Source organism: Bradyrhizobium sp. AUGA SZCCT0182 (assembly GCF_018130185.1).
GTDB lineage: Bacteria > Pseudomonadota > Alphaproteobacteria > Rhizobiales > Xanthobacteraceae > Bradyrhizobium.
On record NZ_JAFCLY010000003.1, the window covers coordinates 150,637 to 173,696 of the forward strand.

At 63.4% G+C, this 23,060-nt stretch carries 19 protein-coding genes; 15 read left to right on the forward strand and 4 right to left on the reverse strand.

Annotated elements, in window-relative coordinates:
- The first annotated feature begins 9 nt into the window (after positions 1 to 9).
- The 3 genes from JQ611_RS05230 (at position 10) to JQ611_RS05240 (ending at position 4,008) form a co-directional block, all read left to right on the forward strand.
- Complete coding sequence (locus JQ611_RS05230; protein WP_249132930.1) at positions 10 to 2,532, forward strand: circularly permuted type 2 ATP-grasp protein; 2,523 nt, start codon at positions 10 to 12, stop codon at positions 2,530 to 2,532.
- On the forward strand, positions 2,529 to 3,407 hold the full coding sequence (locus tag JQ611_RS05235; RefSeq protein ID WP_212464719.1) for a transglutaminase family protein: 879 nt from the start codon (positions 2,529 to 2,531) through the stop codon (positions 3,405 to 3,407). The genes JQ611_RS05230 and JQ611_RS05235 overlap by 4 nt, the downstream gene beginning before the upstream one ends.
- A gap of 145 nt (positions 3,408 to 3,552) precedes the next feature.
- Positions 3,553 to 4,008 (forward strand): VOC family protein, encoded by a 456-nt coding sequence (locus JQ611_RS05240; RefSeq protein WP_212265489.1) that lies wholly within the window; start codon positions 3,553 to 3,555, stop codon positions 4,006 to 4,008.
- A 160-nt stretch (positions 4,009 to 4,168) separates the two neighbouring features.
- On the opposite strand, the gene JQ611_RS05245 is transcribed toward JQ611_RS05240, so the two are convergent.
- Both JQ611_RS05245 and JQ611_RS05250 read right to left on the reverse strand, forming a co-directional pair.
- Positions 4,169 to 4,684, reverse strand: a complete 516-nt coding sequence (locus tag JQ611_RS05245) for a hypothetical protein (protein WP_212464720.1) — start codon at positions 4,682 to 4,684, stop codon at positions 4,169 to 4,171.
- Between the two features lie 185 nt (positions 4,685 to 4,869).
- Positions 4,870 to 6,576, reverse strand: coding sequence for a methyl-accepting chemotaxis protein (locus tag JQ611_RS05250; protein WP_212265487.1), 1,707 nt, complete (start codon positions 6,574 to 6,576; stop codon positions 4,870 to 4,872).
- Positions 6,577 to 7,145: 569 nt separating this feature from the next.
- Here JQ611_RS05250 and JQ611_RS05255 point away from each other — a divergent pair.
- The 5 genes from JQ611_RS05255 (at position 7,146) to JQ611_RS05275 (ending at position 14,431) form a co-directional block, all read left to right on the forward strand.
- Entirely contained in the window at positions 7,146 to 7,745 is a 600-nt protein-coding gene (locus tag JQ611_RS05255) for a hypothetical protein (RefSeq protein ID WP_212464721.1), read from the forward strand.
- A 51-nt stretch (positions 7,746 to 7,796) separates the two neighbouring features.
- The gene (locus tag JQ611_RS05260) at positions 7,797 to 9,179 is read left to right on the forward strand and encodes an ethanolamine ammonia-lyase subunit EutB (protein ID WP_212412624.1); all 1,383 of its coding nucleotides are present in this window, start codon (positions 7,797 to 7,799) and stop codon (positions 9,177 to 9,179) included.
- Between the two features lie 149 nt (positions 9,180 to 9,328).
- Positions 9,329 to 10,918, forward strand: coding sequence for a B12-binding domain-containing radical SAM protein (locus tag JQ611_RS05265; RefSeq protein WP_212265484.1), 1,590 nt, complete (start codon positions 9,329 to 9,331; stop codon positions 10,916 to 10,918).
- Positions 10,919 to 11,028: 110 nt separating this feature from the next.
- Positions 11,029 to 11,814 (forward strand): ethanolamine ammonia-lyase subunit EutC, encoded by a 786-nt coding sequence (gene eutC / locus JQ611_RS05270; RefSeq protein WP_212265483.1) that lies wholly within the window; start codon positions 11,029 to 11,031, stop codon positions 11,812 to 11,814.
- Between the two features lie 235 nt (positions 11,815 to 12,049).
- Complete coding sequence (locus tag JQ611_RS05275; RefSeq protein ID WP_212265482.1) at positions 12,050 to 14,431, forward strand: RND family transporter; 2,382 nt, start codon at positions 12,050 to 12,052, stop codon at positions 14,429 to 14,431.
- A gap of 111 nt (positions 14,432 to 14,542) precedes the next feature.
- Here the strand turns inward: JQ611_RS05275 and JQ611_RS05280 are convergent, their stop codons facing one another.
- A complete protein-coding gene (locus JQ611_RS05280; protein ID WP_192737358.1) occupies positions 14,543 to 15,046 on the reverse strand; it encodes a hypothetical protein in 504 nt (167 codons plus the stop codon).
- Between the two features lie 233 nt (positions 15,047 to 15,279).
- Here JQ611_RS05280 and JQ611_RS05285 point away from each other — a divergent pair, with 233 nt between their 5' ends.
- The 7 genes from JQ611_RS05285 (at position 15,280) to JQ611_RS05315 (ending at position 21,660) form a co-directional block, all read left to right on the forward strand.
- Positions 15,280 to 15,474, forward strand: coding sequence for a hypothetical protein (locus tag JQ611_RS05285; protein WP_212385719.1), 195 nt, complete (start codon positions 15,280 to 15,282; stop codon positions 15,472 to 15,474).
- The gene (locus tag JQ611_RS05290; RefSeq protein WP_212265480.1) at positions 15,467 to 15,700 is read left to right on the forward strand and encodes a hypothetical protein; all 234 of its coding nucleotides are present in this window, start codon (positions 15,467 to 15,469) and stop codon (positions 15,698 to 15,700) included. The genes JQ611_RS05285 and JQ611_RS05290 overlap by 8 nt, the downstream gene beginning before the upstream one ends.
- A 188-nt stretch (positions 15,701 to 15,888) precedes the next feature.
- Positions 15,889 to 16,767 carry a squalene synthase HpnC gene (gene hpnC / locus JQ611_RS05295; protein ID WP_212464722.1) on the forward strand — a complete coding sequence of 293 codons (879 nt, stop codon included), beginning with the start codon at positions 15,889 to 15,891 and terminating at the stop codon, positions 16,765 to 16,767.
- Positions 16,764 to 17,603, forward strand: coding sequence for a presqualene diphosphate synthase HpnD (gene hpnD / locus JQ611_RS05300; protein WP_212464723.1), 840 nt, complete (start codon positions 16,764 to 16,766; stop codon positions 17,601 to 17,603). Before hpnC ends, hpnD begins: the two co-directional genes overlap by 4 nt.
- Positions 17,603 to 18,850, forward strand: a complete 1,248-nt coding sequence (hpnE, locus tag JQ611_RS05305; RefSeq protein WP_212265477.1) for a hydroxysqualene dehydroxylase HpnE — start codon at positions 17,603 to 17,605, stop codon at positions 18,848 to 18,850. The genes hpnD and hpnE overlap by 1 nt, the downstream gene beginning before the upstream one ends.
- Before the next feature lie 69 nt (positions 18,851 to 18,919).
- The gene (gene shc, locus JQ611_RS05310; RefSeq protein ID WP_212464792.1) at positions 18,920 to 20,899 is read left to right on the forward strand and encodes a squalene--hopene cyclase; all 1,980 of its coding nucleotides are present in this window, start codon (positions 18,920 to 18,922) and stop codon (positions 20,897 to 20,899) included.
- Positions 20,900 to 20,967: 68 nt separating this feature from the next.
- Positions 20,968 to 21,660, forward strand: a complete 693-nt coding sequence (locus JQ611_RS05315; protein ID WP_312010856.1) for a phosphorylase — start codon at positions 20,968 to 20,970, stop codon at positions 21,658 to 21,660.
- A gap of 234 nt (positions 21,661 to 21,894) precedes the next feature.
- Here JQ611_RS05315 and hpnH read toward each other — a convergent pair whose 3' ends face one another.
- Positions 21,895 to 23,055 carry an adenosyl-hopene transferase HpnH gene (gene hpnH, locus JQ611_RS05320; RefSeq protein WP_212385712.1) on the reverse strand — a complete coding sequence of 387 codons (1,161 nt, stop codon included), beginning with the start codon at positions 23,053 to 23,055 and terminating at the stop codon, positions 21,895 to 21,897.
- Between the last annotated feature and the right edge of the window lie 5 nt (positions 23,056 to 23,060).

Here is a 23,060-nt window from a genome sequence, read left to right on the forward strand (position 1 = left end):
GAGAGTCGGATGGCGGGGCAAGCCGGCAGTCAGGATAACAAGGCCCGTCCGGGCCAGCGCCGGATGGCGCAATGGACCCGTGACTACGCCCGGCTACCCGGAATTCCCGATGAATATATCGGCCAGGACGGTGCGCCCCGGCCGGCATGGGCGCGGTTTTTCGACGCCTTTGCCGCGCTGTCGCCCGCCGACATCGAGCGCCGATTCGCCTCCGCCGACCGCCATTTGCGGGAGGCCGGCGTCACCTATCGCGCGCCCGGCGAGACCGCGGACCGGCTCTGGCCGCTGAGCCATCTGCCGCTGATCATCGACGAGACCGACTGGCGGCAATTGACCACGGGCATCGCCCAGCGCGCGCAATTGCTCGAGATGATATTGCGCGACCTCTATGGCGAGGGCCGGCTGGTTGCGGACGGCGCCGTGCCGGCAGCGGCGATCGCCGGCAGCAACGAATATCTTCGCGCGGTCTGCGGCGTCAAACCGCCGGGCGGACGCTATCTGCATCTCTACGCCGCCGATGTCGGCCGCGGCCCCGATGGCCGCTGGTGGGTGCTCAGTGACCGTACGCAGGCGCCGTCGGGCGCCGGCTATGCGCTGGAAAACCGCCTGGTGCTGTCGCGCGCCTTTTCCAATCTCTACAAGTCGATGAATGTCGAACGCGTCGCGCCGTTCTTCGAGGCGTTCCGCGATTCATTGCGCGCGAGCGCCGACCGCGACGAGCCGCGCATCGGATTGCTGACGCCGGGCGCCTTCAACGAAACCTATTTCGAACATGCGACGATCGCGCGCTATCTCGGCTTCCTGCTGGTCGAGGGCGATGATCTCGCCGTCAGCGGCGACCGCATCCATATTCGCACCGTCGCCGGCCTGAAGCGGCTCGATGTGCTGCTGCGCCGGGTCGATTCCAATTTCCTCGATCCGCTGGAGCTCGATGCGTCCTCGCATCTTGGCGTGCCCGGCCTGATCGACGTGCTGCGCAAGAGCGGCGTCGTGGTCGCCAACATGCCCGGCTCCGGCGTGCTGGAGGCGCGCGCGCTGCTCGGCTTCCTGCCCAATCTGTGCCGTCGCCTGCTCAGCGAGGATTTGCTGATGCCGCACATTGCGACCTGGTGGTGCGGCCAGAAATCGGCGCGCGAGGAAGTGCTGTCGCGGCTCGACGATTTTGCGATCGAGGGCGCCTATGGCCGTGCCGTGCCGGGCTTTCCGGGCAGCGGACCCGTGCTTGCGGGCGAGTTGTCGCCGACCGAGCGCGAGCGGCTCAGGTCTGCGATTTCCGATCGCGGTATCGACTTTGTCGGCCAGGAGTTGGTGCGGCTGTCGACGACGCCGACCTGGGAGAACGGCCGGATCACGCCGCGTCCGTTCGTGCTCCGGGTGTTTGCCGCCGCCACCCCGAACGGCTGGACCATCCTCCCGGGCGGCTTCTGCCGGATCGCCGATGAGCCCGATGCCCGTGCCGTATCGATGGGCGACGGGGCGCGGTCGGCCGACGTCTGGGTGGTGTCCGACAAGGCGATCCCGGCTTCGACGCTGCTGCCGGCGGCCGACACGGTGCGGATCAGGCGCATCGCCGGCGTGGTGCCGAGCCGTGCCGCAGACAATCTGTTCTGGCTCGGCCGCTATCTCGAACGCGCCGAGGCGACGCTGCGGCTGATCCGCGCGCTCGGCACGCCGACGCGCGAGTCCGGCAAGGGCGCACCGACCGGCGCATCGACGGCGCTGCATTCGGTCGAGCGCATCCAGCGGCTTCTGGTGACCTGGGGCGCGACCTCGCAGGCGAGCCGGGCCAATTCCGCCAAGGTCGCCGCCGAGGCGCTGCAAAGTGCGGAAAAGTTCGGCTCGGCACTGTCGCTGCTGCGATCGGCGCAGCGCACCGCAACTTCGCTGCGGGAGCGGCTTTCGCCCGACGCCTGGCAGGTCATCACCGAGATGGTGGAACGGCTTTCCGTGGAGGCCGACGATGATGACGGCATCGTCAGCGCCGCCGAATTGTCCTTGCAGGAGCTCGCGAGCTTTGCCGGGCTCGCGCAGGAGAACATGAACCGCGCCGCCGGTTGGCGCTTCCTCGAGATGGGCCGCCGCGCCGAGCGCGCCATCAACACCGCACGGTTTGCGCGTCAGTTCGCCTATGACGAAGCCGGCGACGAGGACCTCGATGTCCTGCTGACGCTGGTGGATTGCCAGATCACCTACCGTTCGCGCTATCTGGTCGGGCCGGCGCTGGCGCCGGTGCGCGATCTGGCGGTGCTCGACCCCTACAATCCGCGCTCGGTCGCGTTCCAGGTGGCGGCGCTCAATGAGCACATTGCGAGCCTTCCGAGCCTCAAGGAGCATGGTTTGATCGAGCGGCCGCAGCGTCTGGCCGTGGCGCTGCAGGCGATGCTGACGACCGCGGAAGCCGCGGCGCTGGATGTCAAAGCCCTGTTCGTGCTGGAGCAGGATCTGCTCAATCTCGCCGACGCCATCGGCCTGCATTACTTCCCGCACGGACCCAATGCGAGCCGGCCGGAGAAGCTGACGGGCCTCGCGTGATCTACGACATCCGTCACGTCACGACCTACAGCTATGAGAGCGCGGTGAGTTTTGCGCGCTGCTCGCTGCGGCTCGAACCGCGCAGCGGTGACGGGCAGCAGCTGGTCTCGCATTCGGTCGAGATCCGCCCCAAGCCGGCGGAACGCACGATACGGCGGGATTTTTTTGGAACCCATACCGAGAGCGTGCTGATCGAAACCGCGCATCGCAGCTTGCGGATCGATTCCAGGTCGCGGGTGCAGGTATCGCGGCAGGCGCTCGGCCGCACGGCGCCGAGCCCGTCATGGGAAAGCGTGCGCGACGTCGCCTTCGAGGCCTCGAGCCTCGGCCCCGCCTCGCCGGTCGGCTACGTCTTTGCAAGTTCGCTGGTGCCGGTGCTTGGGCCGGTCACGGCTTACGCCGCGGCGAGCTTTCCGCAAGGGCAGGGCATTCTCGCCTGCGCGGTCGACCTGATGCACCGCATCCGCCGCGAGTTCAAATACGACCCAAAAGCCACCGTGATCTCGACGCCGCTTCGGGAAGTGTTTGAGCAGCGGCACGGCGTCTGCCAGGACTTTGCCCATGTGATGATCGCAGGCCTTCGCGGCCTTGGGCTGCCGGCGGCCTATGTCAGCGGCTACTTGCGCACCTACCCGCCGGCGGGGAAGCCGCGCCTGCAGGGCGCGGATGCCACCCACGCCTGGGTATCGGTGTGGTGCGGCGCCGAGATCGGCTGGATCGGGTTCGATCCGACCAACGACCTCCTGGTCGAGAACGACCACATCATTCTTGCGATGGGTCGCGACTTCTCCGACGTCTCGCCGGTCGACGGCATCATCGTGGGCTCGCGCAAGCAGAAGCTCGCGGTCGCCGTGGACGTGGTGCCGGTGGAGTAAGCAGCGCGTTCACGCGCGCCTTCGACGCGCTATGGGCGGTACGTCGCCGGCCCGGAATCAAGATCTCGAAAACAACCCCATGCAAAGATAGAATGGGCCGGCCGGCGCGGCCGAGTGCGCGGCGTTGATGACAGGGAGTGATCAGATGATACTCAATCCGGATCATATCACGATCGCAGTGGCAGACGCCGACCGGGCGATCGCGTTCTTCGCGCTCCTTGGCTTCAAAAAGGGTCACGTCGCGACGATCGACGGTGGCGATCCCGCCCGGTACATGGGCATGCCGAGCATGAAAGCGCAGCACATCACCCTCGCACTCGAAGGCGCAAATCCTCATTTCGAGATTCAGCTGCTTGAGTTCGACCCGCCCCCGGCGACCGATCCGGGTGCGCACCCGACGAATCTGCGACAACTGGGCTTCAATCACCTCGCGTTCCGCGTCGACGACATTGAGGCGGCCACCGCGCACCTCGTGGCCAACGGCGTAACCGTGCTGAGCGACGAGATGGACTACATCAGCCGAAAGCTGCGGCTGTTCGAGGGTCCCGAGGGCATCACCGTAGAGTTGGTACAGTGGGACGGCTCAGACGCTTCTGGCTAAGGTCTCCAACTAGCGCCCCGCCGTCACCTGAGCTGGTTGCGATGTCGCCTTATGCATAGCAATCAAGTTTACGCAGATTGCGTAGACTTATCTGCGGTAGAAAATGCTCAAAACAAGAAACCAGAGCGTCGGTTCTGATTCGATCAGAACCGATCATGCACTAGGCAGCTGAGGACACCTTGTCTGGCTGGCAAGCGCGCTTGTCTGCGAAGGCCGTGTTGATGGCGTCGTGGAAGCGACGCAGCCAGTGCTCGGCTGTATTCGCGCGCGCTTCGGCTTCGGCCAGTCGTTTGGTGAGTTGTTCTACGTTCGCCTCACTTGCAATCAATCTTTCCTGGAGGCTGGCAATCTGTTGTGAAGCCTCAATTCGCTTCGAACGTGAATGCTGCAACAGTTCGAACGCCTTGGCCTGGATTTTGTGCGAGTGGCTTTCCACCATCTGCATGGCCTGGGCGGCGCCACTGATCAGCTCAAGAGCTTGAAGATGGTCTGGAGAATCGGCGTCTTTCGGCAGGGCCGTGGGTGACGGGACTGACGGGGCTGACAGGACCTCTTCGAGTTCGAAGCTGAAGTCCGAATCACCCTGGTCCTCCGTCCGCGGTACAACGAGGCTGTAGACGTGAGGGCGACGGATTGCGTTTGGCTGCCTGCTGGTGGCTCTGCTCTCCCGGGCCATGTGTTCTCCTCCAATTCGGTGGGGCCGTGCCGGGACAATCGCAAGCGTATGGTTAACAAATGGTTAATGCGCACACGTGAAAAGGATGGTTGAGGGGTTGATACCCTTTGGCGTTGCCGGCCTGGCGGATCAGATATCCGCCGATTTGGGAAGCCGATATGGCTTCAGGATAACTTCATTCCGCTCTAGGTGCCGGTGCGCCTGAAATCGTCGACCGGGTCGGCGCGCAGATTGCGGAAGAATGTTTCGACTTCGCGGGACAGCGTTTCCGCGGTCGCCGTCAGGTCGCTGGAGGCTGTAAGGACCGAGGCCGCGGCGGTGCTGGTCTTGCCCATGGCGTCGCTGAGCGAGCCGATATTGACCACCAGCGTGCCGTTGCCTTGCGCGGCCAGTTGCGCGTTCTGCGAGATTTCGCGGGTCGCCAAATCCTGCTGCTCGATGGCGCCGGCGATCGCCGACGTCACGTCGTTGATCTCGCGCACCGCGTTGCCGATTTCGCGGACGGCATCGACCGAGTTCCTGGTCGAGGTCTGGATCAGGCCGACGTTCTGCCCGATCTCGGCGGTCGCCTTGGCGGTCTGCTCGGCCAGCGCCTTGACCTCATGGGCGACGACGGCGAAGCCGCGGCCGGCGTCACCGGCGCGCGCGGCCTCGATCGTCGCGTTCAGCGCGAGCAGATTGGTCTGCTCGGCGATCGCCTGGATCAGGTTGAGCACGCCGTCGATGCGCTGCGTTGCGGCGGCAAGCCCTTCGATCTCGGTGACGGATTTTTCCGTGCGCAGGCCGGCCTGTTCGACCGCGCTGGCGGACTGGCGAACCTGGCGGCCGATCTCCTCGACGGAAGCGGACAGTTCTTCGGCGGCGCTGGCGACCGCGGAAACGTTGCTGGAAGCCTGCTCGGTGGCGCCTGACGCCGCAACCGCGCGTCCGCTGGCATCCGATGCCACGCTGGCGATGGTTTCGGCGGTGCCGCGCATCGACGTCGCGTTGTCGGTGACGGCGCGCAATACGCCGCCGATCGCTTCGCGGAAGGCGTCTACCGAGGCTTCGATCTGCCTGGCGCGTTGTTCGCGGGCCTTGGAATCCTCCACCACCTGCGAGTTCAGGTTGCGGTTGCGATCCATCGCCTCCTGGAAAATCTTGATGGCGCGCGCCAGCGCACCGATCTCGTCGCCGCGATTGGTGTGGGGCACCTCAACGCCTTCGGCGCCCTCGGCGACGCGCTTGATGGTGTCGGTGATGACGGACAGCGGACGCGCGACCGAACGGGAAATGATCAGCACGCCGATCACGACCACGATGATCGCCAGCACGCCCAGACCCGTGAGCACAAAGGCCAGCGTATGGTTGGCGTCGGCCTGCTGCGCCAGCTTCTTGCTGCGCTCGGCATAGACCTTGGAAAGCGCTTCGAGATCCTTGTTCAGGGCCGAGCGCACCTGGCGGTTGGCGTCATTGTCGCCCCATTCGCGGCCAGCGGCGGCGCCGATTTCGACGCCGCGCCGAACCAGTTCCTTGCGGAAGTCGATGAATTGTTCGATGCGCTTCTTGAAGGTGGCGAATTGCTCGGCGTCGTCGGCCTGTACCAGCGCCTGCCAGTTCCTCACGACTTCGAGAATGCTTTCGTTGAATTTGAGCAGCCCGTCGCCGTACCTCTTCACGACGGCGGGCTCCGTCGACATGTAGACACCGCGCGATTCCATCACCACCGCATAGACCAGCGAATTGACCCGCTCGACGTTCAGCGCAGCCCGGCTTGCCGTCGCGACGGCCTCCGTGAGGGCATTGTTCTGTCGGGTGTTGTAGTCGGAGAGGGCCGTGATGGCGGCGACGAGGACCGCGAACAACGCGAAGATCGAGTACAGCTTGGCTGCAAGCGAAAGGCGGGACAGCATGGATCTACCAGGAAAAGAGCTAGGGGATTTTATGGATTGGGTCATCGCGGCACTCCAAATGGGGCCGGTTGAGCACCGTCGGCCGTCGATAAATTGTGCAGAATTTTGATGGACAATGTCTTAACGCGCGAGCTTCGCCGAGCTGCAACTTTTGGAATTATTACATAAGAAGTTCAAATGGTTATCGCGGTGGTCGGCCAGCTGCGACACTGCGACCGGAGCGCGCATTTCTTACCAAGGCGTTACTCACGGACGAGGTGCAATTTCGATGTGTTCGCGTGCTGCCGCCAGCCCACTCGCGGCTCTCGCTCAATCCGCAGCGGCAGGCTGGCTAACCGAAGTGAGGGCGCGCCACCTGCCTCGAGCGAGCAGATGAGTTCTCACGCAAGGTGAGCCGCATGCACCAGGAGCGCGAATCAAGCTAGACAACGAGCGCAGCGACGGAACGGAGACAGCTCGTCTTGCCCGGGCGGGCGAACGCGCAAACCCTGAAGCCATCGTCTGGGACCATCCTGTGCGCGGGACGCTGCTGCACCGTGTGGTTCGAGTGTGATTGAGGACGAGGGCTTATGGCTCAAACTGCCGACCTGACGGGCAATGTCGATCTCTATCTTCACGTTCGCGTGCTGGTCGCCATCATTCTCGGGCTCAGCGTCACCCGCTTGATTAGCGGCGTCGCGACATTGATCCAGCATCCCGGCCGCACCCCGATCTGGTCTGTTCATCTGGGCTGGGTCGCCTGGGCGCTCCTGAACGTGGTCACGTTCTGGTGGTGGGAGTTTCGGCTGAGCTTCGTGCAGCATTGGACGTTTGGCCTGTACGCCTTCATCTGCGTGTACGCGTCGATGTACTATTTCCTGAGCGCGCTGCTTTTTCCTCAGGATCTCGATGATTATCGGGGCTATCAGGACTATTTTCTCGACCGCCGCCGCTGGTTCTTTGGCTTGATTGCCCTGACGGAAGCGCTCGATGTGGTCGATACCTTGATAAAGGGCGAGCAACATCTACGTTCCCTGGGACCTGAATATCTGCCGCGGATCGGCGCATTCGTGCTGCTATGCGTGGTGGGCGCGATAACGCGCAATCCGAGATTCCATAAGCTGTTTGTGTTCGCCGCGATCGCTTATGAGATTAGCTTTTTCGGCCGCTATTACGGTACACTGAACTAGCACCGGGCGGCGGCCAAGGCGTGGAGCGAGAGCAGGGGCCTGGAGATCAGCATGGTCTATCGCCAAGCCATCGATGCCACCTCTTACGTCTTCGACGATTTGCGCGACCTGCTTGCCAAGGCGACGCCGCCGCGTTCCGGCGATCGCCTGGCCGGCGTCGCAGCCGACAGCGCCCAGCAGATGATTGCGGCGCGGATGGCGCTCGCGAATGTCCCGCTCAAGCAGTTCCTAAGCGAGACGGTGGTGCCTTACGAGGACGACGAGGTCACCCGGCTGATCGTCGATAGCCACGATGCGGCAGGCTTTGCCGCCATCTCGTCGCTGACGGTGGGCGGGTTTCGCGACTGGCTGCTCTCGGACGCTGCGACCGGTGCGGTGCTGAAGCAGATATCGCGCGGGATCACGCCGGAAATGGCCGCCGCCGTGTCCAAATTGATGCGCAACCAGGATCTGATCCTGGTTGCGAAGAAATGCGCCGTCACGACGGCGTTTCGCAACACCATCGGCCTGAAGGGCCGGATGAGCGTCCGCCTGCAGCCCAACCATCCCTTTGACGACGCCAGGGGCATTACCGCCTCGATCCTCGACGGCATCCTGCTCGGATCGGGCGATGCCTGTATCGGCATCAACCCGGCGAGCGACGATCCGGCCGTGATCGGCGAACTCGTGCGCCTGCTCGACGGCGTCATCGCGCGGCTGCAGATCCCGACCCAGGGCTGCGTGCTCACCCATGTCACCACCACGCTCGGGCTGATCGGGCAGGGCGCGCCCGTCGATCTCGTATTCCAGTCGATTGCAGGGACCGAGGCCGCCAACCGCAGCTTTGGCGTCGATCTGGCGCTGTTGCGGGAGGCGTGGCAGGCCGGGTTATCGCTACGCCGCGGTACCGTCGGCGACAATGTGATGTATTTCGAGACGGGGCAGGGCTCGGCGCTGTCGGCTGGCGCCCATCACAATGTCGATCAGCAGACGCTGGAAGCGCGGGCCTATGCGGTGGCGCGCGCCTTCGATCCCTTGCTGGTCAACAGCGTGGTCGGCTTTATCGGCCCGGAATACCTGTATGACGGCAAGGAGATCATCCGCGCCGGGCTGGAGGACCATTTCTGCGGCAAGCTGCTCGGCCTGCCGCTTGGCGTCGACGTCTGCTACACCAACCATGCCGAGGCCGATCAGGACGACATGGACAATCTGCTGACGCTGCTGGCGGCCGCCGGCGTTACTTTCATCATGGGGGTCCCGGGCGCGGATGACGTGATGCTGAACTATCAGTCCACCTCATTCCACGATGCGCTCTATGTCCGGGACCTGTTCGGCTTGAAACGGGCACCCGAATTCGACGACTGGCTGCTGCGCAGCGGGCTTGCCGGCGCCGATTTCCGCCTTGCGGGTGACGCGGGCCTGCTACCCGAATTTGCGTCACGGCTGATCGCTTGAACCGTCCGGACGCGCGCCGTGACTAACCTGTCACGCAACCATCGGGCCGCCAGCGGGTTATAAGGGGCCGCCACAATCTTGAAGAATTTCTGGCCCACCCTTCAATGACGTGCTTAACTTTGTGACAGGGCTTTGGCTGAGGAAGTTTGATGAGAGCTGAAGGCATTGAGACGGCACGGCGCATCCTGTGTGTCTTCCCGCGATACACGTCTTCTTTTGGCACGTTCGAGTATGCCTACCCTTTGACCGACGGCGTCCAGGCTTTCATGCCGCCGCAGGGGTTGCTGCTAATCGCGGCCTATTTGCCGGCCAACTGGTCGGTCCGCTTCGTCGACGAAAACCTCCGCCCCGCCACCAGGGAAGATTTCGAGTGGGCGGAAGCGGTATTCGTCAGCGGCATGCACATCCAGCGCCAGCAGATGAACGACATCTGCCGCCGTGCCCACGCCTTCGACCTCGCTGTTGCGATCGGCGGGCCGTCGGTCAGCGCGTGCCCGGATTACTATCCCTCGTTCGATTATCTCCATGTTGGCGAACTCGGCGACGCGACCAATGATTTGATCGCGCGGCTGGCGCGCGACCCGTCACGGCCTGAGCAGCAGGTGGTGCTGAAGACCGCCGATCGCCTCGCGATGACGGAATTTCCGATCCCGGCCTATGAGCTCGCCGAGACCAGAAAATATCTCCTCGGCAGTATCCAGTATTCGAGCGGCTGTCCCTATCAGTGCGAGTTCTGCGACATCCCCGGCCTTTATGGGCGCAATCCGCGCCTGAAATCACCGCAGCAGATCATCGCCGAACTCGACAAGCTGCGCGAATGTGGAATGACCGACACGGTTTATTTCGTCGATGACAATTTCATCGGCAACCGCAAGGCGGCGCTCGACCTGCTGCCGCATCTTGTCGAATGGCAGAAGCGAACCGGCTACATCACGCGGCTCGCGTGCGAGGCGACGCTGAACATCGCCAAGCGGCCGGAGATTCTCCAGCTGATGCAGGAGGCTTTCTTCGTCACCGTGTTCTGCGGCATCGAGACTCCCGATCCCGACGCGCTGAAGGCGATGCACAAGGACCACAACATGATGGTCCCGATCCTGGAAGGCATCCACACCATCAATTCCTATGGCATGGAGGTCGTCTCCGGCATCATCATGGGTCTCGATACCGACAAGCCCGAGACCGCCGACGCGTTGCTGGCCTTTGTCGATGAATCCCGGATTCCGCTGCTGACGATCAACCTGCTGCAGGCGCTGCCGAAGACGCCGCTGTGGGATCGCCTGCAAAAGGAAGGTCGGCTGCTTGAGGAAGACGAAAGCCGCGACTCCAATGTCGCTTTCCTGCTGCCCTATGACCAGGTGGTCAGTTCATGGCGCAAATGCATGGAATTCGCCTATGAACCCGCGCGGCTGTTCGCGCGCTATCAGTACCAGTGCGAATACACCTACGCCAACCGTATCAAAAGGCCTGTCAGCCCGGAGATGCGCAGCTGGGCCAATATCCGGCGCGGCCTGATCATGCTGCGCAATATCTTCTGGAAAGTCGGGGTGCTCGGCGACTACCGGAAGGCGTTCTGGAAATTCGCGCTGCGGCGGCTGCGGCAGGGCGACATCGAGGGCCTGATCGGTTCGGCGATGATCGCGCATCATCTGATCTTGTTCGCGCGTGCAGCCTCCGGCGGCCAGCAGAGCGCATCGAACTATTCGATCCGGCTGCGCGAGGCTTCGGTCCCCGCCGAGTAACCAGAGCGTTTTCGAGCGATGTGGGTACCGGTTCGCATAGCAATCAAGTTTACGCAGCTTGCGTAGACTTATCTGCGGTAGAAGACGCGTCAAACAAAACAGGTGCCGATATGAAAACGCCGGCGCCGCCGTCCCGTTCGCTGAGCGATCTGCGGGAGCTGACGCCGGCGCGCGTCGGGCTTGGCCGGGCCGGCGCCAGCATGCCGACCGAGGCGCTGCTCGCCTTTACCCTCGACCACGCACGGGCCCGCGATGCGGTTCATGGCGCCTTCGACACGTCGCGTCTCGTCGAGGGATTGGCCAGTCTTAACGGTCTTCTTGGACTGGCGCCGGTTCTCCTCTCCAGTCAGGCGCGCAACCGGCGCGATTATCTGCGCCGCCCCGATCTCGGACGCATGCTCGATCCGGCCTCGCAACGCGCGCTGGCCGATCGAAGCGGTGGCCCGTGCCAGCTGGCCATCGTGGTCGGCGACGGCCTGTCGCCGGCGGCGGTCAATGTCCATGCGGTCGAACTGGTTCGCCATCTGGTTCCGCGATTGAAGGAAGCCGGGATCCAGCCCGGCGGTACCGCGGTTGTCTCCGGCGCGCGCGTGGCGCTGGGTGACGAGATCGGCGCCATGTTCGGCGCGCGGATGGTCCTGATGCTGATCGGCGAGCGGCCGGGCCTGTCGGCGCCGGACAGCCTCGGGGCCTATCTGACCTTTGCGCCGCGCATCGGCCTCACCGACGCGATGCGCAACTGCGTCTCCAACATCCACGGCGCGGGGCTGAGCTACGATGAAGCCGCCTTCAAGATCGCCTGGCTGGTGCGCGAGGGGCTGGCCCGGCAGGTCACGGGCGTCGCACTAAAAGATGAAAGCGGCGGCGCGGCGCCGGCGCGGATCGGGGCTGGTTAGTTCAAGTGTGACAAATCAGAGACTTAGCGCTGATTTTCGTGATCTGCACGGCGATTTGACCCCCGCCGCGCGCTTGCCGTATGCGGTCCGGGCCTGTAAAACGGCGGCGGTTAATTTACCGCGTGATTTCAAGGGCTAGCGCCAATCAGCGCCAATCAGATATGGGGCTGACTGAGCCGCATCCGCGCCCGCAACCCAAGCTACAATTCAAGCCGACGTGAGAACTGGACAGGGCATGCTCGAAAAGAACATTGAAAGTCGGGTCCACGTCGAGGAAATCGAGGAGCCGCCGCCGCCCGGGCAGAGCATCGCCTTCGGGCTCGAGCGCATGGGGCTGATCGCGGTCAAGGCGCCCATCCTGTCCTGCCTCATCCTGGCGGCCCTGATGATCGCGGCGATCTTCGGTATCCAGCGCATCAAGATCGACGATTCGCTGAGCCAGCTGTTCCGCTCGGATTCCAAGGACTACAAGCAGTACGAGGCCGTCACAAAGCGCTTCCCGGCGACCGAATTCGACGTGCTGGTCGTGGTCGAAGGCAAGAGGTTGCTGGCGCGGCCCAATCTCGAAAAGATCCGCGACATGGTCACCGACCTGCAACTGGTCGATGGCGTGCGCGGTCTGGTCTCGCTGTTTTCGGCGCGTCAGGCGCCCGAACGCGGCAAGCTGCCGGCGGCGCTGTTCCCCTCCGAGTTGCCGGAAGGCGCGGCCTACGACAAATTCGTCGAGACCGTGAAGACCAACGAGATCATTCGCGGCAAATTGTTGTCCGAGGACGGCACGCTGGCGCTGATGGTGCTGTCGCTTGAACCATCGATCGTCGCCAGCAAAGACCTCTCCAGGGTGATCGCCGATATCCGCAAGATCATGGCCGACGATCTCGCCGGCAGCGGGCTCAATGCGCAGTTGTCCGGCGTTCCGGTCATGCAGCTCGAGATCCGCAACGCGGTCAAGCGCGACGGGTTGACCTACAACATCCTCGGCATCCTGGCCGGCTGCATCATCGCGATCATCTTCTTCCGCAAGATATCGTTCATGATCATCGCGGCCTTCCCGCCGATCATCGCGATCCTGCTCGCGCTCGGCGGTCTCGGCTGGGCCGGATTCAATCTCAACATGTTCCTGAACGTGATGACGCCGCTCATCATGGTGATCAGCTTCTCCGATTCGATGCAGCTGACCTTCGCGGCGCGCGACCGGCTGATCGCGGGGCAGGACAAATACACGGCCTTCAAGAACGCCGTGCTGGTGGTGGGGCCGGCCTGCGTGCTCACCCACGGCACCGCGGGCATCTCGTTCATCGCACTGCAATTCTCCGACTCCGAACTGATCCGCAAGTTCGGCGAGGCGGGCCTTGCCGCCACCATCATCGCGCTGATCGCGGTGCTGTCGCTGGTGCCCGCCTTCGGCGTGCTTCTGGTGCGCAACGAAAAGATCATGGCGGTGAAATTCCAGGGCGCCGACGCCGGCGTTCAGGCGCTGCGCAATTTCTGTTACTGGATCGCCGTGCGCATGGTGAGCCGCCCCGGGCTGTTCAGCCTGCTGGCAGTGATCCTGGTTGCCGGTCTCGGCTATATCTACGCCACGCTGGAGCCGCGCTACCGGCTCGCCGACCAGGTGCCTGACAAGCGCCAGGCGGTGGCGGCGTCGAGCCGGCTCGATGCCAAGCTCACCGGCGCCAATCCGATCGACGTGCTGATCGAATTCCCCAAGGGCGCCTCGCTCTACTCGCCGGACACCCTGAAGACGATCGCCGACGTCCATTCGATGGTGGAAACCGCGGCCGGCGTCGGCAATGTCTGGTCGCTGGAAACGCTGCGCCGCTGGCTTTCCGAGAAGGCCGGCAGCAGCGATGTCGGGACGCTGAAGGAATATGTCAGCGTCATCCCCGAACATCTGGTGCGGCGCTTCATCTCGGCCGATCAGGACGCCGTGGTGGTGTCGGGCCGCGTGCCCGATCTCGATTCAAGCGAGATCCTGCCGGTGGTCGACAAGCTCGACGCGGCGCTCAACAAGGTGCGCGCCGAGCATCCCGGCTATGAGATCGCGGTGACGGGCCTGTCGGCGATCGCCGCGCGCAACAGCGCCAACATGATCCAGAAGCTCAACCACGGCCTCACGATCGAATTCCTGCTGGTCGCGATCTTCATCGGCCTCGCGTTCCGCTCGGTCGTGGTGATGTTCTCCTGCATCCTGCCGGGCATCTTCCCCGTGGTGGCGTCGGGCATGGTGCTGTGGCTGATGGACGAGGGGCTGCAATTCGCCAGCGTGGTGGCGCTGACGGTGTCGTTCGGCCTCGGCCTCAGCGCGACGATCCACTTCCTGAACCGCTTGCGGCTGGAGTCGAAGCCCGGCATCAGTCCGGAACTGGCGGTGGAACGCGCCACCGTGCTGGTCGGCCCGGCGTTGATCCTGACCACGGTGGTGCTGGCCTGCGGCCTCGTCGTGACGGTGTTTTCGGACCTGCCGTCGCTGCGCCTGTTTGGCTGGCTCAGCGCGTTCTCGATGGTCGCAGCATTGGTCGCGGATCTCTTCATCCTGCGGCCGACGTCGATGTTCCTGATCAACCTGTCGGACAAGATCCGCGGCACCGGCGCTCACGCCAAGCCGGCAAAATAGCAGATCGGCAGAGCAGCGGGTCAAGCCGTCAATTCAAGAAGCCGTCGATACGAAAAGAGCCAGGTTCTGAATCAACAGAACCTGGCTCTGATACTAAAGAGGACCGCTTGATCAGGTCTTCGTCAGCGTGATGTTGACGCCGCGGATTTCGCCCTTGGAGCTGATCTGGACGATCTGCTTGGTGCCGTTGGTCCGCAAGTTCAAATTGGCCGCAAATCCGGACGCCTCGACGAACACGTCGATCTGTCCGCCGCCCGCGGTGCCCTGCAGGTTGCCGAAGATGTTGCGGCTCTTCTCGCTCCAGTTGCCGGAGATACGGTCACCCTGGCTGGTGACGTCGCTGGAGAGAACGAATTTGTAGCTGTCGCTGGCGCAGTTCAGGTTCTGCTTCAGGCCGAGCCCGTTCGCGTTGACCTTGTAGTCGGCCTTGCAGCGGATGTTTTCCGTGGTGCCGTTGGACAGCGCGACCGTGCCTGCGCCCGCCCAATTTCCGTCAAAACCGGCAAACGGGCCTCCCGCCTGCGTGTAGCCTGCGGAGACCGACAACATCAGCGCGGCGCCAACGCCGACGGCCGTGAGAGCCTGACCAAACAGGCTGGAACCAAACATTTTCATTGTGATTTTCCCATCAAAATAGACGTTCTTTCAAAGACACGTCTCGCCCACATCGAAGATTTAGTGTTCCCGCGATATGTTAGGTTCAAATGACAAAATGCCAGCTGCGGCGATAGCGCCCCGACAGGCGGCATTTTCACGCACTGGAATCAAGAAATATCCGTCGAGCTTCGTCGGCAGCATCTAGCTTTGCGGGGGCCTGTCCGCAACAGCCAAGTGCGAAGAAAAATGTGTTGAAAATAGGCGTTATATATCAATTGGTTGATGGATTGGCGGCGCCGTCGCAAATTTGGCCGCATTTACCAGTGCTTGTCGTTTGCTCATTGCTGCGCTACGCGGCGTCTTCAAACAAATCCGTCCCGGCGATGCTGAAACACGATTCGGGAACAGGATTTCTTGCTGCCGAAATGAAGGAATACGATGCGTAAACTTTTCCTGGCTCTCTCTTTATTGTCGATCGCGGTGTCATCGGATGCCTTCGCCCAGCAGCGCAGTGGAACGCCGGAAGAGCAAAAGGCGTGCTCCCGTGACGTGCAGCGCTTTTGCCGCGCGGTGATTGATCAGGGCGATTTCACCATCCTGGCCTGCCTGCAACAAAATCGCCCGAAGATCACGGCTGCCTGCGACCAGGTGCTGAAAAGCCACGGGCAATAACCCGCGCTCACATCGGTTAACCGTCGCGCAAGGCCCGTTCCGGCATGTTTGCCGGGCGGCGGCATGGGCTTGATGCTCCCAGATAGCATTGGTTTTGGCGGCGTATTCCCCTATATGGGGCTCGCGATCCGTCGCATGCGCCTGATATCGGCGCGTGCCGCCATTTGGACCAATGTAGCCAGCTTTTGATGACCAGCGCGAGCGAACTGCGATCCGGAAAAACCCACCGTGACGAGAACTTTCCGGTCGCGTCGTGGATCATTCATCCGCGTCACCGGGCGCTGATTCTCAGCTTCTACAATTTCGTCAGGACGGCCGACGACATCGCCGATCACGCGACGCTGCCGCCAGACGAAAAGCTGAGGCTTCTCGACCTCTTTGAAGCGGAGCTGCTCGGCAAGGGCGACACCCAGAAGGAGGCGGTCAGCCTGCGCCGTGCGCTCGCCGCGCGCGAGATGCCGCCGCGCCACGCGCTCGACGTGCTGATTGCGTTCCGGATGGACGTCACCAAGCTGCGTTACGAGAACTGGGACGACGTGATCCACTATTGCCGCTACTCGGCGATGCCGGTCGGCCGCTTCATGCTGGATGTCCATGGCGAGAGCACCTCGACCTGGGCCGCCTCCGATGCGCTGTGCGCCGGCCTGCAGATCAACAACCATCTGCAGGACTGCGCCAAGGATTTTCGCGACCTCAACCGCGTCTACCTGCCGCGCGACGCGCTCGCAGCCGCCGGTGCAACGGTCGAGATGCTGGGCGAGGCGAAGTCACCACCCGCTTTGCTGAAGTGCCTGCAGGCGCTCGCGGTGCGGACCGAGACCGTGCTCAACGAAAGCAAATCGCTGGCGGCCGAAGTGAAGGATTTCCGCCTCGGCCTCGAGATCTCGGTGATCCAGGCCTTTGCCGACAAGATCGTGGGCATGCTGAAGGTGCGCGATCCGCTCGCTGAGCGCGTGCATCTCAGTCCGCTCGAATTGCTGGCGCAAAGCCTCGGCGGTGTCGCCGGCGAGATCGCGCGCCGCGCGGTGGGCCGGCGGCCCGTGTCGAACCCGGCGGCTGGCGCATGACATCAGAGACGGCGGCGGCCGACGCGAATTACGGCACCACCGCGTCGGGCAGTTCGTTCTATGCCGCGATGCGCATCCTGCCGCGTGACCAGCGCGAGGCGATGTTCCTGATCTACAGTTTCTGCCGGCAGGTCGACGATATCGCCGATTCCCACGAACCGCGGCCCGAGCGGCTCGCCGGCCTCCAGCAATGGCGTGACGACATCGACGCGCTCTATCAGGGCCGTCCGCCGGCACGCCTGCAGGATTACGTCGCCCCGGTGCGGACCTTCGGCCTCAAGCGCGAGGATTTTCTGGCCGTCGTCGACGGCATGGAAATGGACGTGCCGCAGGACATCCGTGCGCCGGATTTCGCAACGCTCGATCTTTATTGCGACCGTGTCGCGAGCGCCGTCGGGCGCCTGTCGGTACGGGTGTTCGGCCTTCCGGAGAATGACGGCATCGAGCTCGCGCACCATCTTGGCCGTGCGCTGCAATTGACCAACATCCTGCGCGACATCGATGAAGACGCCACCCTCGGCCGTCTGTATCTGCCGCGCGAAGCGCTATTGCATGCCGGGATCACGAGCAATGATCCGCACAAGGTGATTGTCGAGCGCGCTTTGCCGAAAGTCTGCCAGCCGCTGGCGGAACGGGCCAAGGCGTATTTCGAGAAAGCCGACGAGATCATGAAGCGCAATTCGCGACGCAAGGTGCGCGCGCCCCGCATCATGTCGAAATATTACCGCGCGATCCTCGACCTGTTGCTGGAACGGGGCTTTGCCGCGCCGCGCGCGCCGGTCCGCGTCACCAAGATGGCCAAGATCGGCATCCTTCTCCGTTACGCGATCATCTGATGCAAAAAACCGCTCACATCATCGGCGCCGGCATTTCCGGCCTCTCCGCCGCCGTCCGGCTCGCGAACGCCAATTACAGGGTGTGCGTCCACGAGGCCACGCAAACGACCGGCGGCCGTTGCCGCTCCTATTTCGACGCCGCCACCAATTTGATGATCGACAATGGCAATCACCTGCTGCTGTCGGGCAACAGCCATGCGCTGGCCTATGCGCGCTCGATCGGCACCGAGGCGGGACTGGTCGGACCGAAGCGCGCGCAGTTTCCCTTCTGCGACGTCTCGACCGGCCAGCGCTGGCAGCTCGATCTCGGCGATGGCCGGCTGCCGCTGTGGGTGTTCGACGAGGCGCGCCGGGTGCCCGACACGTCCTTGCGCGATTATCTCGCACTGATGCCGCTGATCTGGGCAGGGACGGACAAACTGGTCGGCAAGGCGATCCCCTGCGAGGGCACGCTGTACCAGCGGCTGGTGCAGCCGTTGCTGCTGGCCGCGCTCAACGTCGATCCGCCGGAGGGCTCGGCGGGGCTGGCCGGCGCGATCGTCCGTGAAACGCTGTTGGCCGGCGGCCAGGCCTGCCGGCCGCTGATCGCCCGCGACGGGCTGAGTTCGGTGCTGATCGAACCTGCGATCAAGCTGCTGCAGGACAAGGGCGCCAGCGTTCAGCTCGGGCATGAGCTGCGTGAATTCGGGATGAACGCTAGCCATGTCGGGGAACTGAAGTTCGGCGACGATGCGATTTCGCTGGCGCCCGACGATGTCGTGGTGCTCGCTGTTCCGCCGCGTCCCGCCGCGTCGTTGCTGCCGGGTCTCAAAACGCCGACGAAATTTCGCGCCATCGTCAATGCGCATTTCCGCTTCGATCCGCCAAGGGATGCGGCGCCGATCCTTGGCGTCGTCGGTGGATTGGTGGAATGGCTGTTTGCGTTCCCGCAGCGCCTGTCGGTCACCATCAGCAATGGCGACCGTTTGGTCGATATGCCGCGTGAAGAACTCGCGCAGGCGATCTGGCGCGACGTCTGCAAGGCAGGAGGCGTGCAGGGCGAATTACCGCCCTGGCAGATCGTGCGCGAACGCCGTGCTACGTTCGAGGCGACGCCGGAGCAGAACGCGCTGCGGCCGGGCCCGGTCACCGCTTACAAAAACCTGTTTCTCGCCGGGGACTGGACTGATACGGGGTTGCCGGCAACCATCGAGGGATCGGTGCGGTCGGGTGACCGCGCGGCCGATCTGGTTCTGGCCAGAGCATGATGGCCTGACTGGAAGAGAGCGTGACCGGCTTTACGGTGCGCGATCGCGAACAGAGGGATGTCTGACGAAATGTCTTCCGTCGATCACAGCGTTGTCGCCGATCCCATCGCGGCAGTCGATCCCGTCGCCCTGGAGAAATCGATCTCCTCGGCGACGCAGGCGCTGCTCGGCTATCGGCAATCCGACGGGCACTGGGTATTCGAGCTGGAAGCCGACAGCACGATCCCGTCGGAATATGTGCTGCTGCGCCACTATCTCGCCGAGCCCGTCGATAGCGAACTCGAAGCCAAGATCGCCAACTATATCAGGCGCACGCAAGGCAATCATGGCGGCTGGCCGCTGGTGCAGGACGGTGCGTTCGACATGAGCGCCAGCGTGAAGTCCTATTTCGCGCTGAAGATGATCGGCGATTCCGTCGATGCGCCGCACATGGTGCGGGCGCGCGAGGCGATCCGTTCGCGCGGCGGGGCCGCCAAAGTCAACGTGTTCACCCGCTTCCTGCTGGCTTTCTACGGCGTGCTGACCTGGCGCGCGGTACCGGTGCTGCCGATCGAGATCATGCTGCTGCCGATGTGGTCGCCGTTCCATATCAACAAGATCTCCTACTGGGCGCGCACCACGATCGTGCCGCTGATGGTGCTGGCGGCGCTGAAGCCGCTGGCAAAGAATCCCAAAGGCGTCGGCATCGACGAATTGTTCCTGCAGGATCCGAAGTCGGTGGGCATGACGGCGAAGGCGCCGCATCAAAGCTGGGGCTGGTTCATGCTGTTCCGCTCGCTCGATGTCGTCCTGCGCACGATCGAACCGCTGTTTCCCAAAAAGCTTCGTGCCCGCGCGATCGACGAGGCCGTGGCCTTCATCGAAGAGCGGCTGAACGGCGAGGATGGTCTTGGCGCGATCTATCCGCCGATGGCCAACACCGTGATGATGTATGAGGCGTTCGGCAAGCCGGTGGATTACCCGCCGCGCGCCGTCACGCGCCGGGGTATCGATAGATTGCTCGTGATCGGCGAACACGAAGCCTATTGCCAGCCATGTGTGTCACCGGTGTGGGACACCGGGCTGACCTGCCACGCAATGATCGAAGCGGGCGGCACGGAAATGCTGCCGCAGACCAAGCAGGCGCTGGACTGGCTGGTCCCGAAGCAGGTTCTCGACATCAAGGGCGACTGGGCGGTGAAGCGTCCCGACGTGCGGCCGGGCGGCTGGGCGTTCCAGTACAACAACGCCTACTATCCGGATCTCGACGACACCGCCGTCGTTGTCATGGCGATGGACCGTGCGCGCAAGCAGTCCGGAAGCAACGAGTACGATACCGCGATCGCGCGCGGCCGCGAGTGGATCGAGGGCATGCAGAGCCGCGATGGCGGCTGGGCCGCCTTCGACGTCAACAACCTCGAATATTATCTCAACAACATCCCGTTCTCCGACCACGGCGCGCTGCTCGATCCGCCGACCGAGGACGTCACCGCGCGCTGCGTCTCGATGCTGGCGCAACTCGGTGAAACCGCCGCAACCAGCAAGGCTGTTGCCGACGGCATCGACTATCTGCGCCGCACCCAGCTTGCCGAAGGCTCGTGGTACGGCCGCTGGGGGCTGAATTACGTCTACGGCACCTGGTCGGTGCTCTGTGCGCTAAATGTCGCAGGTGTCGATCATCAGGACCCAATGATTCGCAAGGCGGTCGATTGGCTGCTATCGATTCAGAATCAGGACGGCGGCTGGGGCGAGGATGCGGTCAGCTACCGGCTGGACTACAGGGGATTCGAGGCCGCACCATCGACCTCCTCCCAAACGGCATGGGCCTTGCTTGGACTGATGGCAGCGGGCGAGGTCGGGAATCCGGCAGTTGCGCGTGGTGTGGAGTACCTAAAAACCACACAGACCGAAAAAGGGCTGTGGGATGAGCCGCGCTACACGGCTACGGGGTTTCCGCGGGTGTTTTATTTGCGTTATCATGGCTACTCGAAGTTCTTTCCGCTCTGGGCGATGGCGCGGTATCGGAATTTGAGAAGCACCAACAGCAGGGTGGTAGGGGTCGGGATGTGACTTTGGGGGCGGGGGCCGCCGCGATCGTGGACAATTCGAGTGATCTCAATTCGGGTGATCTCAATCAAATTGATCCGCGACCGGTTTTGATCGTTACAGGCTTGGTACAAGAGGCCCGCATTGCGGCCGGTCCAGGCATGATCGTGATCTGCAGCAGTAGCGATCCGCAGCAATTGCGCGCGCTGCTCGCGACACTGGATTCATCGACATTCAGGGGTGTCATCTCCTTCGGCGTCGCTGGCGGGCTCGATCCGTCGCTGAAGTCGGGCGATGTCGTGGTCGCGACCGAGGTTCTGGCCGGCGATACCCGCTTTCTGGCCGGTCTGGCGCTCAACGAGGAAGTGATTGCCAGCGCCGCGCTGCGGCGGCGGCGCGTGATTCGCGGCGGTCTGGCCGGAGTGGAGCGGGTGATTGCGGCGACCGCCTGCAAGGCCGCGCTGCATTCGGAGACGGGGGCTGCGGCGGTCGACATGGAAAGCCATATCGCGGCGGCCTATGCGGCCAAGGCAGGCATTCCGTTCGCGGCGCTCCGCGTCATCTCCGATCCCGCCGGCCGTGCGCTGCCGGCTTTGGCCAAGAGCGCGATCAAGCCGAACGGCGATATCGACCTGCGCAAGGTGCTGCGCGGCGTCGCGCGCAATCCGAGAACGTTGCGCGCGCTGGTGTCCACGGGCATCGATTTCAATCGTGCGCTGCGTTCGCTGCGCGGCTGCCGCGGCTTCATCTCCGGCGGCGAGGGGCTGGCCGCGGCCAACGCCTGACGACCGCTGAAATAGAGCGTTTTCGAGCGAAGTGGATACCGGTTCGCGTGAAGAAAACGCGTCAAAACAAGAGTCCAGAGCTTCGGTTCTGATTAAATCAGAACCGATAATGCTCCGGTCCGCTGCAACGAAAAATGCCGTCGCAAGTGCGACGGCATTTTTGTTTTGTGCTTCTTTGTTTTGAGTCTCGCCTTCAAGCAACGCGGGCAAGCCGCGTTGCGGTCTCGGCAGGCTTCAGGCAGCCGTGGAGGCTTTCTGCTGCTGCTTGGCGGCTGCGGTAGCCGCCTCGTCCTTGCGGATCTCCGACAGGCGCTTCTGCACTTCCGAGGAGAAGATGTACTGCGCCGGACGCTGCTTATCGAGGTTGATCTCGGGCGCCATCGGACCTGACGTCCGGACACCGCGCAGCGCCACCCACATCGCCTTCAGCGGATTGACCAGCGCGGCATTGGCGGCGGTCGGCTCATAGCCGCAATGCGCCATGCAGTCGGCGCACTTCTCGTACTTGCCGGTGCCGTAGGTCTCCCAGTCGGTGGTCTCCATCAATTCCTTGAAGGTCTTGGTGTAGCCCTCGCCGAGCAGGTAGCAGGGCTTCTGCCACCCGAAAATGTTGCGCGCCGGCATGCCCCACGGGGTGCATTCGTAGCTCTGGTTGCCCGCCAGGAAGTCGAGGAACAGGCCGGAATGCATGAAGTTCCACTTCTTGCCCTTGCCGAGGGCAAAGACGTCGCGGAACAGCTTCTTGGTCTTGGTGCGGTTGAGGAAGTGCTCCTGGTCCGGCGCACGCTCATAGGCGTAGCCCGGCGACATCGAAACACCGACACCGAGTTCGGTGGTGAAGTCGAGGAACTTGGCGATCTCTTCCGCCGCGTGCCCGTCGAAGATCGTGGCGTTGACGTTGACGGTAAAGCCGCGCGCCTTCGCAGCCTTGATCGCCGAAACCGCGCGGTCGAACACGCCCTTCTGCGACACCGCCTTGTCGTGGTGATCCTTCAGGCCGTCCAGATGCACCGAGAAGAACAAATAGGGCGAGGGCTCGAACAGATCGAGCTTCTTTTCCAGCAGCAACGCGTTGGTGCAGAGCGAGACGAACTTCTTGCGCGCCACGAGGCCGCGCACGATTTCGCCGATCTCCTTGTGGATCAGGGGCTCGCCGCCCGGGATCGCCACCATCGGTGCGCCGCATTCATCGGCCGCGTCCCAGCACTCCTGCGCCGACATGCGGCGATTGAGGATCGCATCGGGATAGTCGATCTTGCCGCAGCCGACGCAGGCGAGGTTGCAGCGAAACAACGGTTCGAGCATCAGCACCAGCGGATAGCGCTTCCGGCCAAGCAGCTTCTGCTTGATCAGATAGCCGCCGATACGCAACTCCTTGAAGAACGGTATTGCCATTACAG

Bases quoted from the DNA above. Each gene is read 5' to 3' on its own strand.
- JQ611_RS05245 (WP_212464720.1), bottom strand. From the start codon at position 4,684: ATGGCCCGGGAGAGCAGAGCCACCAGCAGGCAGCCAAACGCAATCCGT.
- eutC (WP_212265483.1), top strand. From the start codon at position 11,029: ATGAAAACGCCGGCGCCGCCGTCCCGTTCGCTGAGCGATCTGCGGGAG.
- JQ611_RS05255 (WP_212464721.1), top strand. From the start codon at position 7,146: ATGGCTCAAACTGCCGACCTGACGGGCAATGTCGATCTCTATCTTCAC.
- JQ611_RS05290 (WP_212265480.1), top strand. From the start codon at position 15,467: ATGCGTAAACTTTTCCTGGCTCTCTCTTTATTGTCGATCGCGGTGTCA.
- shc (WP_212464792.1), top strand. From the start codon at position 18,920: ATGTCTTCCGTCGATCACAGCGTTGTCGCCGATCCCATCGCGGCAGTC.
- JQ611_RS05265 (WP_212265484.1), top strand. From the start codon at position 9,329: ATGAGAGCTGAAGGCATTGAGACGGCACGGCGCATCCTGTGTGTCTTC.
- hpnD (WP_212464723.1), top strand. From the start codon at position 16,764: ATGACATCAGAGACGGCGGCGGCCGACGCGAATTACGGCACCACCGCG.
- JQ611_RS05240 (WP_212265489.1), top strand. From the start codon at position 3,553: ATGATACTCAATCCGGATCATATCACGATCGCAGTGGCAGACGCCGAC.
- JQ611_RS05250 (WP_212265487.1), bottom strand. From the start codon at position 6,576: ATGCTGTCCCGCCTTTCGCTTGCAGCCAAGCTGTACTCGATCTTCGCG.
- hpnE (WP_212265477.1), top strand. From the start codon at position 17,603: ATGCAAAAAACCGCTCACATCATCGGCGCCGGCATTTCCGGCCTCTCC.
- JQ611_RS05275 (WP_212265482.1), top strand. From the start codon at position 12,050: ATGCTCGAAAAGAACATTGAAAGTCGGGTCCACGTCGAGGAAATCGAG.
- hpnC (WP_212464722.1), top strand. From the start codon at position 15,889: ATGACCAGCGCGAGCGAACTGCGATCCGGAAAAACCCACCGTGACGAG.
- JQ611_RS05230 (WP_249132930.1), top strand. From the start codon at position 10: ATGGCGGGGCAAGCCGGCAGTCAGGATAACAAGGCCCGTCCGGGCCAG.
- hpnH (WP_212385712.1), bottom strand. From the start codon at position 23,055: ATGGCAATACCGTTCTTCAAGGAGTTGCGTATCGGCGGCTATCTGATC.
- JQ611_RS05280 (WP_192737358.1), bottom strand. From the start codon at position 15,046: ATGAAAATGTTTGGTTCCAGCCTGTTTGGTCAGGCTCTCACGGCCGTC.
- JQ611_RS05260 (WP_212412624.1), top strand. From the start codon at position 7,797: ATGGTCTATCGCCAAGCCATCGATGCCACCTCTTACGTCTTCGACGAT.